The organism is Sphingomonas pseudosanguinis (genome assembly GCF_014196255.1).
In the GTDB taxonomy this organism is placed as follows: domain Bacteria; phylum Pseudomonadota; class Alphaproteobacteria; order Sphingomonadales; family Sphingomonadaceae; genus Sphingomonas; species Sphingomonas pseudosanguinis.
This window is the reverse complement of sequence record NZ_JACIDH010000032.1, coordinates 1-13,537: the sequence shown is the minus strand read 5'-3', so window position 1 is coordinate 13,537 and position 13,537 is coordinate 1. Positions and strand designations below refer to the sequence as shown.

10 protein-coding genes and 1 tRNA gene are annotated in these 13,537 nt (G+C 64.8%); 4 read left to right on the top strand and 7 right to left on the bottom strand.

Features of this window, described 5'->3' with window-relative positions; genetic code table 11:
- Positions 1-366 precede the first annotated feature (366 nt).
- From GGR48_RS17565 to GGR48_RS17555, 3 genes are all read right to left on the bottom strand, one after another.
- Positions 367-2,034, bottom strand: a complete 1,668-nt coding sequence (locus tag GGR48_RS17565) for a hypothetical protein (RefSeq protein WP_240455954.1) — start codon at positions 2,032-2,034, stop codon at positions 367-369.
- Between the two features lie 765 nt (positions 2,035-2,799).
- On the bottom strand, positions 2,800-3,492 hold the full coding sequence (locus GGR48_RS17560) for an SAM-dependent methyltransferase (protein WP_183953135.1): 693 nt from the start codon (positions 3,490-3,492) through the stop codon (positions 2,800-2,802).
- On the bottom strand, positions 3,489-4,532 hold the full coding sequence (locus GGR48_RS17555) for a Ppx/GppA phosphatase family protein (RefSeq protein ID WP_183953134.1): 1,044 nt from the start codon (positions 4,530-4,532) through the stop codon (positions 3,489-3,491). The genes GGR48_RS17560 and GGR48_RS17555 overlap by 4 nt, the downstream gene beginning before the upstream one ends.
- A gap of 171 nt (positions 4,533-4,703) precedes the next feature.
- On the opposite strand from GGR48_RS17555, the gene GGR48_RS17550 reads away from it, so the two are divergent.
- Positions 4,704-4,777 (top strand) — tRNA-Gln (locus tag GGR48_RS17550).
- A gap of 318 nt (positions 4,778-5,095) precedes the next feature.
- Positions 5,096-7,183 (top strand): TonB-dependent siderophore receptor, encoded by a 2,088-nt coding sequence (locus tag GGR48_RS17545; protein WP_183953136.1) that lies wholly within the window; start codon positions 5,096-5,098, stop codon positions 7,181-7,183.
- Between the two features lie 39 nt (positions 7,184-7,222).
- On the opposite strand, the gene GGR48_RS17540 is transcribed toward GGR48_RS17545, so the two are convergent.
- From GGR48_RS17540 to GGR48_RS17525, 4 genes are all read right to left on the bottom strand, one after another.
- On the bottom strand, positions 7,223-9,499 hold the full coding sequence (locus GGR48_RS17540) for a glycosyltransferase (protein WP_183953133.1): 2,277 nt from the start codon (positions 9,497-9,499) through the stop codon (positions 7,223-7,225).
- Between the two features lie 538 nt (positions 9,500-10,037).
- Entirely contained in the window at positions 10,038-10,634 is a 597-nt protein-coding gene (locus GGR48_RS17535; protein ID WP_183953132.1) for a recombinase family protein, read from the bottom strand.
- A gap of 68 nt (positions 10,635-10,702) precedes the next feature.
- The gene (locus GGR48_RS17530; RefSeq protein ID WP_183953131.1) at positions 10,703-10,849 is read right to left on the bottom strand and encodes a hypothetical protein; all 147 of its coding nucleotides are present in this window, start codon (positions 10,847-10,849) and stop codon (positions 10,703-10,705) included.
- 174 nt (positions 10,850-11,023) lie between these two features.
- Complete coding sequence (locus tag GGR48_RS17525; protein WP_183953130.1) at positions 11,024-11,239, bottom strand: hypothetical protein; 216 nt, start codon at positions 11,237-11,239, stop codon at positions 11,024-11,026.
- Positions 11,240-12,198: 959 nt separating this feature from the next.
- Between GGR48_RS17525 and GGR48_RS17520 the strand changes: the two genes are divergently transcribed.
- Positions 12,199-13,251 (top strand): P-loop NTPase family protein, encoded by a 1,053-nt coding sequence (locus GGR48_RS17520; protein ID WP_206362451.1) that lies wholly within the window; start codon positions 12,199-12,201, stop codon positions 13,249-13,251.
- Positions 13,248-13,520: a hypothetical protein gene (locus GGR48_RS17990; protein WP_221211578.1), complete on the top strand. Its 273-nt coding sequence runs from the start codon at positions 13,248-13,250 to the stop codon at positions 13,518-13,520. The genes GGR48_RS17520 and GGR48_RS17990 overlap by 4 nt, the downstream gene beginning before the upstream one ends.
- Positions 13,521-13,537: the final 17 nt, after the last annotated feature.

Below are 13,537 nucleotides of genomic sequence, written 5' to 3'. Positions count from 1 at the left end.
CTTGTTTGCCGCGGGGGGGGCCCCCCCCCCCCCGCCCCGGGGGGGGGGGGGGGGGGGGGGGGGGGCCCGCCCCCCCCCCCCCCCCCCCCCCCCCCCCCCCGGGGGGGGGGGGGGGGGGGGGGGCCCCCCTCTTCCACAGGCGGGCAATGTGAGGCGATGCCCCACCCCAACCCCTCCCCTGAAGGGGAGGGGCTCGCATTGGTTCAATACGATGCCATCCCGGTCTAGAGATTGTTTGAAAACGTGCTTGCGGCGTCGGCCCGCTCCCCACCCGTCCTCCCATCAAGGATACTCTGTGGGAGGCCGGGTGGGGGAGCGGGCCGGTGCCGTCCGAAACTCGCTTTCAGCGCGTTTCTAAACGGCCGCTTAATCGTCGTCCTTGTCGGGCGGGGTGCTGCGCCGCGCGGGGGGCGGGCGACGATCGTCCTCGGGATTGGGCTTGCTCAGTATCTCATAAGCGGTGGGGTCGATGATCGGCCGGCGATCGTCGATCCGGTAGAGCACGTCGCGGCCCGAGCGCCAGATCGGCGTCATGCCCCGCGTCAGCGCCTCGTCATAGCGCGGCGGATGGACCAGCCAGACATAGTCGAACGCATCGCGCGGCAGCAGCTTGAGCGCGGTGTCGATCGGCCGCCACCATTGGCCGCGACAGCGCCGCTGGGTCACGATCTCCGACGGGTCGTGCGCGAACCGCTTGGCGGGGGCATAGCGCACGGTCAGCAACTGACCGCCCGCCATCGACCATTGGTCGTTGGCATAGGCGAGCTTGCGCTCCAGCGCGAGGCCGGCGACATGCTCCAGTCGGCTCGACGGCCAGACGTCGGCGCAATATTGGCGGCCCACGAAGGTCAGCAGACGCGCGCGCGGCGGCACATGATCGAGCGCGGTCAGCACCCGGTCATAGTCGTTGCTGTACATGACATAGCTGACCGTGGTCGCCCCGATCCGCACTACGAAGAACAGCAGCCCGACGATCGCCAGCGTCGACGCGCCCCGGAAGGACAGCCCGCGCCGGGGCCGCAGCGCGATCAGTGCGATGGCCAGCACGAAGGGGGCGAGGCGCATATCGGCATAGGCCGAACCGAAGACGATGCGCGGCAGCAAGATATAGACGACCGCCAGGAACGCCGCCGACAGCACCAGATTGCGCGAATATTCGACCCGCTCGTCGCGCACGCCCTTCAGCAGCACGAGGAACAACACGGTCACCGAGGCCAGGTCGAACGCCATCCAGCGATCGCGCAGCGCCATCGTCACCCAGTTGATCTTCCAGCGCCAGTTGAACCAGTCGCCGGTCTGCCCCGTGACATGCTCGCCCGAGCGCCACAGCACCATCAGCACCATCGGCAGCGCCAGCGGGATACAGCCGATGCCGGCGTGGAAGGCGGATTCGATCCACCCCTTCACGCCCCGCGCGCCCTTGGCCCGGCGGATGTCATGCTGGCGGATCAGCTCGGCCGAGAAGGCCAGTACACCCAGCACGCCCCAGCCAAAGGTGTGCGCCAGCCACAACAGGCAGGACAGCGGCACGAACAGCACCATGCGCAACCGCACCGCGCCCAGTCGCCCCATGCGCAGCCACAACGCGAACAGGTTGAGCGCCAGCGCCATCGACAGCGCGAAGTTCACGAACCCGAACTGGAAGGGGTAGCTATAGGCCAGCGGCAGCGCGAACAGCGCGGTGGCGGGAATGCGCCCCTGCACCTCGCGTGCGATCCAGAGGAGGCCGGTGACGGTCAGCACCGGGATCGCCATGACGATCAGCTTGGCCGCCAGCTCCAGCCCGAAGATCGGCGCCAGCGGCTCGATCAGCAGGTCGATGCCCAGATTGCCGATCATCTGCCATTCGAAATGATACCATTGCGACAGCCAGGGCTGGTTCGCATAGTCCAGCTGGACCCGGTAGCGGCCCATATGGCCGGGCAGATCGACCAGCGGCGGCACGGTCGGCCAGATGAGCGGCACGGCGGCGAGCAGCGCCATCGCCGCCACGAACCACCGCGTCTGCCACCAGTTGAGCTTTCCCCCATTCATGCCGCTGGGCCTAGCGGATCGAAGGGGACTTGGACAAGACGAACGCTGGTGCCGGTGCGATGAGTTGTTGGGGCGGCGACATATTGGCGTGCGGATTCGGGCGCGCGCGTAGGTAGGGTGTCGGTCGGGTCGAGGGAGTGAGAGGGTCAGGATCGAGTCGCTCGCCCGCTCCACGCCATCCCAAGAACCCCCACCTCCGTTCACGCTGAGCGAAGTCGAAGCGCACGCCCCGCCGCTGCCGCATGGCGTGGCCTTCGACTTCGCTCAGGCTGAACGGGGGGTGGGTATGTGGGGCGGTAGGGGGCCCGTGGCTGAGAAGCACGCGTTTCACGGAACAGCGCGATCAACCCGTTCTCTGCCCGAACAAGGCATACCACCTGACCTTCGTTCACGCTGAGCGAAGTCGAAGCGCACGCCCCGCCGCTGCCGGATGGTGTGGCCTTCGACTACGCTCAGGCTGAACGGAGGGTGTGCATGCGGGGCGGTAGGGAGCCTGTAGCTGAGTGGGGCGCGCTTCCCGGAATGGTGCGAGGAACCCTTCCCCTGCCCGAACAGAGGCATACCGTCCCACCTCCGTTCACGCTGAGGGAAGTCGAAGCGGACGCCCTACCGCCGCCGCACGGCGTAGCCTTCGACTGCGCTCAGGCTGAACGGAGATTGGAGCCTATCGAAAAAGCGCAGAACGAACCGCCTCTGCGTCCTCCGCGCCTCCGCGCGCCATCAAACTTCGTGATGATCACGCCCCCGGACGAACGTGAAACCCGATCACGCGTCCTCGTCCGCCTCGACCGTGGCCTTGCGTCCCTTGAACCCCTGCGCGACGACGAACCATTCGACCGAGCCCTTGCGGCTGGAGGGCGGCTTGGCGTGCTTCACGGTGGCGAAGTGGCGCTTCATCTCGGCGACCAGTTGCGAGTCCGCACCGCCCGCGAACACCTTGGACACGAACACCCCGCCGGGTGACAGCACGTCGCAGGCGAAGGCGAAGGCCGTCTCGACCAGGCCCATGGTGCGCAGCGCGTCAGTCTGCGGGTGGCCGACGGTGTTGGCGGCCATGTCCGACATCACGAGGTCGGGTGCGCCGCCCAGTGCGTCCATCAGCTTGCCCGGTGCGGCGTCGTCCATGAAGTCCATCTCGAAGATGGTCACGCCGTCGATCGGATCGACCGGCAACAGATCGATGCCGACCACGCTGGCATGGGGGACCTTGCGCCGGACCACCTGGCTCCAGCCGCCCGGCGCGATGCCGAGATCGATGATCCGCTTCTTGCCGCGCAGGAATCCGAACCGCTCGTCCAGCTCGATCAGCTTATAGGCCGCGCGGCTGCGATACCCCTCCGCCTTGGCGCGGCGGACATAGGGATCGTTCAACTGGCGCTCCAGCCAGCGGGTCGATTGCGCGGTGCGGTTCCGGGCGGTGCGCACCCGCTGGTGCAGCCCCGAATTTCCTCTGCTCACGGTCTGGCGATTCCCATCAAACGGCGCAGGATTCCCTCGCGAATCCCACGGTCGGCGATCCCTAGCCGCTCGGCGGGCCAGAGGTCCAATATCGTCTCCAGGATGGCGCAGCCCGCCACCACCAGATCGGCGCGTTCGGGGCCGATGCACGCCACCTTGCCGCGCGCGGCCAGGCTTTTCCTCGACAGGTCGGCGCTGATCGCGCGCATCGCGGCGGTCGGCACGATCAGCCCGTCGACGGCGGCGCGATCATATTGGCTGAGGCCAAGATGGACGCTGCCCAGCGTCGTGACCGTCCCGCTGGTGCCCAGCAGGCGCGGACGCCGCAAATCGGTCGGCAACCGCGCGGCGAAAGGCGCGACGCTGTCGGCGACGATACCGCGCATCCGGGCATAGGCCTCCAGCCGCCCCGCCTCACCCTCGCCGCCGCCCGCGCTCTCAGTGAGCGATACGACGCCCCAGGGCGCCGAATGCCAGTCGAGGATGCGGGGGTTGGGCCCACGCGTGTCGACCAGCACCAATTCGGTCGATCCGCCGCCGATGTCGAAGATCAGCGCGGGGTCCTCGCCCGGTTCGATCAGCGCATGGCAGCCGAGCACGGCGAGCCGCGCCTCTTCCTCGGCGGAGATGATGTCGAGATGGATGCCGGTCTCCGCCAGCGCGCGCGCGATGAAGGCGGGGCCGTTGGCGGCGCGGCGGCACGCCTCGGTCGCGACCGCGCGCGATAGGGTGACGTTGCGACGCTTCAGCTTGTCGGCGCACACGCGCAGCGCCGCGATGGTGCGGTCGATCGCGGCATCGGACAGCCGGCCGGTCGTCGCCAGCCCTTCGCCCAGCCGCACGATCCGCGAAAAGGCGTCGACCACCGCAAAGCCGCCGCCCTGCGGCCGCGCGATCAGCAGGCGGCAATTGTTGGTGCCCAGGTCGAGCGCGGCATAGGCCTGCGCATCCGACCAGCGGCCACGCTGGGGCCGGGACGGTGCCGAACGGGCAGGGGGCTTGGCCTGCCGGTACGGCCTTCGGGTGGGAACATCCCCCATCGCCGTATCTCGCTTTATTCTGTTCTATCCGTCACGGACATGAGCGTCCGCCGGTGCTTGAACACCAAGGTAGCGAGTCGTTACCCATGCGACAAGACGCGAGGGGGCACGAAGCGCGCAAAGTCTGTTGACAAGCTCCGCCGGCCCGCCTAGACGCACGCCCCTGTCCGGTGCCCCGTCGTCTAAAGGTAAGACCACGGACTCTGACTCCGTTAATTGAGGTTCGAATCCTCACGGGGCATCCAGACATCTCTCCTCACATCGCCGGATCGAACGCCGCCCAGCGACGGTGCCATGGTCGCGTCCGGTCGACATCGGTGATGATCCCGGCAAAAAATCTCGCGCCGCTTTGCATCCGGAACCGGACTGCAAAAGTCGCCGCGTTGCAAACAGATAAATGATTTGCGGTTGCCGATGGCGGCGGCGCGCGTGGGTCTGATGCACCCCGAACGGGGGTGAGATCGGCCGCCGCCTGGTTGCATCCTTGAGACAAGACTTTTAGTGCGAATAAATCGCATTAGCGAATCGCTGTCTTGGGGGTCGTTTTGCTTATTCTTCATGCCATGCTGCTGGCGTCCGTCGTCTTCTGCTCCTGTCCGGCGGCGGCGCATGACACGTCCGTCGCGGAGCCGGACGCCACCGAAGGTAGTGAGATCGTGGTCACCGGCCGCGCGCAGCGGCTGTATCGCAATCCCGTCACCACGGTCGGCAAGAGCGCGGAAAGCCCGCTCGACATTCCCCAGGCGGTACAGGTCATCAACAAGGACCTGATTGCCGATCAGGGCGCCCGCGACGCGACCGACATCTATCGCAACATCTCGGGCGTCAGCTTCTTCAGCTATGCCGGCGTCACCTTCCGGGGCTTTCGCCAGGATCAATCCTTTTACGACGGCATGCGCGGCAATCCCTTTATCGGCTTTTCGGTGCCGCAGCTGTTCAATGTCGAGCGGGTCGAGGTGTTGAAGGGGCCGGCGGGGCTGTTCTTCGGACCCGGCTCACCGGGCGGCATCATCAATTATGTGTCCAAAGTGCCCGATGCGAAGCCGGCGATGCGGCTGGTCGCGACCGCCGGTAATTATGCCCGGCGGGGCATCTCCGCCGAGGCGACCGGGGCGGTGGATAAGGACGGCATCGTCAGCTACCGGCTGGGCGGCTTTCACGAGGCGATGACGCCCTATCGCCGCAACACCGGGAACAATACGCTGATCGGCGACGGCGGGCTGGCCATCCGCACCAACAGGGGCGGTACGCTGACGGTGCAGGCGACCGTCTATGACAACGACCTGCGCGGCAACCGGCTGCGCGGCATCCTGACCGACGATGCCGGCAATTTCCTGACCGACATCCGCTGGAACGCCAACGAGCCGACCGACTTCCTGCATCTGTCCTCGCAAGCCTATCAGGCCCGCTATGCCACGGCGGTCGGCGATGCGGTTAACTTCGATGCGGGCGTGCGCTATTTCGATGCGGTCGAGACCCAGCATTATCACGAGCCGCGCGGGCTGGTGCGGGGCAGCGGCGATCTGGTCGCGCGCGAGTTTCGCGACCAGATCCGCGATGTCGACGGACTGTCCTTCATGGCCAACATGACCGCGCGCGTCGCGCTGCTGGGCATGGCGCATCATCTCCAGGCCGGCGTCGACTGGTATGACGAAACCAATATCTTCCAGTCGCGAATCCTGCGCGCCGGCGTGACGCCGCTCAGCCTGCGCAATCCCGTCTACAGCCATGCCGGGCGCGACGCGGTGCGCGCGGCGCAGATGCCCTATACGGTGCGCGATACCCGCACGAAGCGGCAGGGCGGTTATCTTCAGGATCGGATCAACCTGTCCGACGCGGTGATGCTGGTCGGCGGCGTGCGCTATGACCGGTTCGAGGACGGCATCGTCGGCGACCGCTTCTTCACCGACGATGCCGTGACCTTCCGCACCGGCGCCATTGTCAAGCCGCATCCGGGCGTGTCGCTCTATGCCAGCTGGTCGCAGAGCTTCGAGCCGCAGAGCGCGGCCAGCCAGACGATCGATACCGGCGGTCCCTTCGCGCCGGTGACCGGCGATCAATATGAGGGCGGGGTCAAGACCGACCTGTTCGGCGGGCGGCTCCAGGCCAATCTGGCGGCCTATCGGATCACGCGGCGCAACATCCTTCAGGTCGACCCCGGCCTGCCCCCGATCAACGGCCAGGACCAGCTGCGTCCGATCGGCGAGGTCACCAGCAAGGGGTTCGAGATCGACCTGTCGACCGACATCACCCCGCAATGGGTCGCCTTAGTCAATTACGGCTATAACGACGCGCGGATCACCGGATCGATCGCGGGGCAGGCGGTGACCAATGCGGTCGGCGACCGCTTCGCCAACGCGCCCCGGCACAAGCTGGGCTTCTGGACCCGCTATCAGCTGGCGGCGACCGGCACCGCCTTTGCGCTCGGCGGCGAGCATGTGTCGCGCCGCATCAGCCTGTCGGGGCAGACCGTGAAGCCTTATACGATCCTCGACGCCTCGATCACGCAGCGGCTGGGCGTCGCCGAGCTGATGCTGCGTGTCGATAACCTCTTCGACCGGGTCTATGCCGCCTCGGGCTTCTCGGCGCAGAGCGGGCATTTTCCGGGTACGCCGCGCACCGTGCTGGCGGAGCTGCGCTTCGGTTTCTGATTCGGGTGCGGCGGATCGGCGCTGTCCCCGATCCGCCGGTTACAGCCCGTTCAGCATCGCCAGACCCTTGCTGTAGATCGTCGGCATGCCATGCTCGATATACAGCGTCCGCGCATAATCGGCGATCACGTCCGCGCGATAGGCGGTCATGTCGTTGCCGAAGCGGAGCACCACATAATCCTCCTCCAGCGCGGCCAGCAGCGCGTGTTGCTCCTCGGGCTCCAGGCACTGGATCTCGAAATGGATGACCATCGGCTGCGCGCCATGGGCGAGGATGTCGAGGATGATCGCCATGTCCATGCCCTCGGCATCGACGACCAATATGTCGGCCGCACGGCCGCCGGTCTTGGCCAGCACGTCCCCGTAGGTGACGACCGGCACCGCGATCTTCTCGATACAGGACTGGATCTGCAGCTTCGTCGCCTCGTCGACCGTCTTGCCGCCGATCGCGTTCTTGTCGTCATAGATCGACGACAGCCCGATCACCCAGCGCGGCAGGCCCAGTTCGGCGACCTTGGCCGGGTTGATCGCGTTGAGCGTGAGTTCGCCCGCCTCGGTGCCATAGGCGACGGGCAGCAGCATCGCGTTGCGATTCTTGCGATAACCACGCTCGAGCGCGGCGAACATATAGGGGTTCGGCTCCAGCAGGACGGCGGGCGGATCATAGTTGATCATGACGGGCCGCAGCGGATCGACCAGCATGCCGTCGGCCGCGCCGATCTGCCACACCATCCGGTCGCCGTCATGGTCGAGCAGCCAAGCGACGACCTTGGCGAATTCGAACGCGATCTGATCGTCGGCATCGATCGACAGATCCTGATTCAGCACCGAGGCGATGGCGACGCTGCTGGTGCGGGTTTCGCGCATCGCCGTGATCAGCACGCCGATGTCCTGCGACCATTCGTCATTATAGCCGGTGAGGATCGCGGCGGGCTCCTGCAGATCGCCCTTGCGGAGCAGGTCCATCGCCTTGTCCTTGCGCACCGCCTCGGGCAACCAGGAGCCGCCCCAAATGTGGATGCCCAGGCTGTTGTCCAGCGTCTTCTGGCGGACCGCCGACAGCGACTGGTCGTAGAGATAGGGGTAGAAGGCCTCGGTGCCGAGCCGGCGATGCGTGTGGCGTTTCAGAAACGCACCGAACAGCCATGGCCCGGTCGAGACGTTGGTGCGTGTCTCATCGAGGTCGCTGGCGATGATATGGTCGAGCAGTTCGCGAAAGAGCGGATGGCCCTTCGGCGCGCCGATGAAGCCGATCGAACAATAGTCGGTCGAGGCGTCCTCGTTGCAGACGGTCAGCAGCCGGGTCATCTCGGCGGGATCGAAATGCTGATAGGGCATCACGTCGCAATCGAGGCAGATGCCGCCGAAGCGATAGAGAATTTCGTAGCGCGCGATGTCGGCGCGCATCGGCAGGACCGAAACCGTCTCGATCTTCGCGCGCGACAGGGTCAGCGTCGGCAGGTCGGCATCGGTCCAGGTGACGAAGCGCGCGTCAGGAAACTGCCTTTGCCATGCCGCCCAATAGGCTTCGTAATGCGGCGGGATCGGCTTGTCGCCGAACCAGACGCGGTGGAACAGGCCCTGCGCCAGCTCCGGGTCCTGCTCCGCCGCCGGGGGGACCGGCTGCGCCACGGGGTGCGTTGCGGGCGCGGACGGGGCGGCAGGCGCGCCGGCGGGCACGAGTGAATGCTGGTGGATCACGTCATAGGCGCTACGCGTCGAACCCCAGAGCTGGTGCGCATAGACCGGGTCGCCGCCGTCATAGGTGATGCCGGTGAAATGCTCCGGGATGAAATAATGGCTGGGATAGATGCGCAGCCGGTTATAGCCATAGGCGCGATAGGCATCGGTCACGCGCTGCGGTCCGACGCTCTGCCACGCCATGCGATCGACGACGCTGGTCTCGGCGGCGATGTCCTTGATGATCTGGCCGACGAACGGATTTTCCGCCTCGCACCCGAAATAGCCCGCCGCGATCAGGCCGGGCCGCGCCACCTCACTCTCCCAACAGGCGAACGCCTCGCATTCCAGCAGATGGTCGTCGAGCGGGCGGACGCAGATGCTGTCGGCATCGACCAGCACGCCGCCATGCCGATAGAGGATCTCCCAGCGCATCATGTCGGCGACGCCGTTGAGTTCGCGCCCCCACATCGCATCCATATGCGCGCGGTTGGCCCATGCCGTCGCGGCGAAATCCTGATTGCCCCACAGCCGGAACTCCCAGTCGGGATGCATCGCGCGCCATGTCTCGATGCAATTGTCCGGCCGCTTCGACTCGTCGCCGACCCAGATGATGTGGAGGCGCTTGGGAATCATGGCGGCGTTACCTTCTGGCTGAGTCCGTGTATCGCCAGATTGGTAAACGGCCGTATTTAATATTGCGTTATCCGCGATCGACGCGCCCCGGCGCGGAGTGGCGGTCTTTTCGGAGATGCGGCGCCAAGCCCCGACGGGGCGGCGCTTCGGTCTGCGAGTCGCGTGAGCGTCGGAAAATGATTCGGCGGATATGCTGCGGGATACCGGCGACATGCGCCGGACGCGCAGAGCCTCGTGATGGACCGCCTTGGCGGCCAGGATTATCACGATTTTCTGCGATCCTCTCCACGAGAGGAAAATGGTGCCCAGAAGAGGAGCGAGCGGGGGCGAGCGGGTGGCCTCCACCTCGACCGGGGAGTTTTCTCCTGCCTTTTCAGTGTCGGCGGGTTCGAGTCCCAGAAGAGCACTCGAATCGTGAGCGACCGTAGCAGGACCATCGTCAGGAGCGCCGCAGGATGCGTTGTCGGTGGCGATGACGCGTCGGCGCATCTGGTTCGCCTCGATGTCGCGACGGTGCTCCACGGGGCTTTGTGACGGCTTACGCGGCATGGGCCATAGCGGTCTTGATGCGGTGAACGGTTCCGACACCGACGCGGAGCTTCTTGGCCGTCTTGTTGATGCTCAGGCCACCGCTGAGCAGCCGTTCGATATGGCGCTGCTTATCGATGTCGAGGCGGGGGCGACCGCCTTTCTTGGTCGAGCGGGCCAGCCCCGACTTCACCCGCTCGGAGATCATGGCGCGCTCGAACTCGGCGAAAACGCCCATCATGCCGAACATCGCGCGGCCTGATGGCGTGCTGGTGTCGATGGCTTGGACGTGGAGGTAGAGATCGACGCTCCGGGCATCGAGGTCGCCGAGGATGGAGACGAGGTGCTGGAGGGATCGACCGAGGCGGCAGATGCTCCATGATGCCACCATGTCGAACTCTTTGCGGGCGATGCCCTTGAGCATGGCATCGAGACCGGGTCGTTGATCTCGTCCTTTGGCACCTGAGATGCCTTCATCGGCGAAGGTGGCGACGATGTCCCAACCGAGCCGTTCACCGGCGAGGCGAAGGTCGCGGAGTTGGTTCTCGACGGTCTGCTGGCCATCGCTGGTTGAAATGCGGGTGTAGAGGGCAACGCGCTTGATCATGGCGCGAGACTCTCACGGATACGAAAATCGTCAAGAAAATGGTTTTGGTGCGAGGGCGCAGTTGAGCCTTACTTGCGCGGCTTACCTGCATCGCTGCGCTTCTCGCGCCACCGACCGTCATCGTTCTTCGCCCGGGTCAGACCAGCGTTAGGTCCGGTCTTTACCTTCGGCCCACCCTTGGTGCGGTCGTTCCCGTTGCTGTCGAACAGTCCCATCGTCGATGCCTCCTCGGTGCAGACAAGCTATGCTCACCGACGCTGATCGCCAAGCACTTCGTTCCAATACCATCCATTTGTCGAATGGGCTCGGCAGGATTGTCGAAGGACGGTTTTCTGCGGATTACAGAGGACGGTCAGCGCAGGGGTTTTCGGAACGGGTGCGGAGGCAGGTCAGGAGGACGGTCGATAAGGCCGGTAACCTCGCGCCATGCGCTTTGCGAGCAGCGCCTCGACAGCAGAAGGCAGCAAGTCAGGGTTGTTGCGCTGAATATCCGTCCGGTGCCGAACTTTGATCGCGCCCCAATGGGTGTCAGTCTCGCCATGATCATTGACGATATAGGGCTGGTTCGGGCGCTTAATCGTGCTGTAGTCAAATCGTTTTGCCATGCTCCGATAATACCATCGGTTCAGAAGAGGCGCATTATTCACGTGGGACACGTTTTGGAGTCCAAGTCTCCAGATCAACTAAACGCAACTTCTGTCTCTCACCGAGATAGTCCGTCACCAGCACGCCGGATCGCGTTCGTTCTCGAACGCTAAAAATCGCTCCCGCTCTCTCGTCTTCTGATGCAACACGGAGCCTAACCCAGTCCAATGGACGTGGGGAGCGAACTACTGCCGCCATCCAAACCCCGTGCTCGTTTTCCCGCTTGGTCAACATTCGCAAGGTGCCGAAAAGGTCCGTTTGGAACGGTAGCTTCATGGGTTCACGAAACGGCTGTGGAAGCAGCGACTCGCGTAGCTTCTTCGGCGTTGCATCATGAACCTTGAAGACCCGCTGAAGAGTCTGCGCGCTCCACAACGTGCCACGAGAAGTGCGTCGGCCCAAATCATTTAGAGCGTCGGCGAACTCTGCCAGCGTCTTTGGCGGCGTCACTAACTCGACCGGAGCTATTCTTCGTTCCGCCGGGTCATAAGCAACCCGTTTAAGCCCTGACGCCAAAGCGAGCACGACAGCCCACGTCTCGCCCGCAAGCTCCTCTGAGCGAGCCGTGCGCACGGCGGAGCTACGCTCCAATCCATCGCGAAAATTAGGGGGTGGAACGGGTGTGGGCATTCGCAGTCGGTAGCACCCGAGAACAAGAACGTCCACCAAATGAGAAAAACTCGACAGTTTTGCTAACACCCCAACGATCCGGTCGCGTAGCAGCGACCTCGGATGGCCATCCAGCCGCTGCATCGCTGCGGAAGTCTGCTCACCGAGCAGGCGACTGATCCTTCGGGATCACCAAGCGGAGAAGCCCCCACGCGGGGAAGCTCCAACCATCGACCTCCGGGTCGGACCTCAAACGCCCCTCACCGAGGGGCATCGAACCAAGGGTAGCTACCCGCTTCGCAGGACTGAGATGACCATGACGACGACAACGAAACCCAAGCACAGGATTGCAGCATCAGGCTGGTGCAAGGTGGCCAAAGAGAATGTGATCGCGAGGCAGATGGCTCTCGCCAAGTTCAAGCTCGGTGATCTTGGCATCGAGGGCGGCGTAGGCCTCCGCGCGGTGTATCTTTGCGGCCCTCCCGGCGTCGGCAAGACGCAGAGCATCGTCGAGCAGGAGGCAGTTTGGCGCAGTCGCGGCCTCGAACCGCTGCGCTGTCGCCCGACCAACGTCGTCGAACTACTCGACTACTTCGAGCAGGCGCGCGGCGTCCGCCCCATCGTGATGGAGGAGGCAGACATCATCTTCCGCTCGAAGCCGATGTTCGAGGTGCTGAAGCAAGCCACTGATCCGCTCACACCAGACATCCTCTACCGCATGAAGCGGGTCGGGAACACGAAGGCGATGATCCCGATCCGGCTCAACGTGCCGCTCTGCGTGTCCACTAACATGGACCTGCTCCATGACGCAGGTTGGGATGCAAAACTGCTTCCGGATCGCGATGCACTCTTCAACCGCTCGATGCCCGTCGTGATCCCCAACGACCCGCACGCGCTTTGGGAGTGGAGCATCTATCTCGCCCTCACTTCCCACCTGACTATGGGCGTGATGCTTCGCAACCCGACCGGCGGCAAGCCGGTCGCAGCGAGCAATCCGTTGGCGGTTCAGGCGAACGCACTGAACTGGTTCACCGATCATATCCAGCATCTCGCGGTCATCAGCCCGAGAACGCTGAAGCACGTCGCGCAGCTATTCGGTCGAGCGCACCGAGGAGATTTGCCCGCCGTCGTGCTCGATAGCGAGCTTCAGGCGTTGCTGACCGACGCCCCCCGCGTGGACTTGGCCGTCCCATTGAAGGCGGACTGGTCTGTGCTGCTGAAGACGATGCCCAAGCTGCTCGGACCCGCTGCGGCTGGAGGCCCATCGGCGTCGGCACGAAAGAGGACCGTTCCTGCTCGTGCTCATAGCGCCAGCGGTCCAGCAAAGCGTTCCTCCGAGCGTGCGCGGGAGGCCACGGCATGAATAATCAGACTCATCCACCGGCAAACGTCGGCGCGCCGACTACCATGCATGTGGACGTGTTTCGCGCATTTGTCGAACAGGCCAAGGCCGATCCCGCAATGCTGCATCGGCTCGCAGCCGTCTTTAACTACCAGCCTCCGTTTCGACGCAGTAATCCAATAGTGCCGTTGCCGATCCGCCGCATGAAGACATGTGGATCGGCGTGGAAAAGGGACCCCGGTAGCGGGGTGATCGGCGTCGAAAAGGGACCCCTCATCCCGTTGGTCTAGGCTGTTCGCTTGGCGGT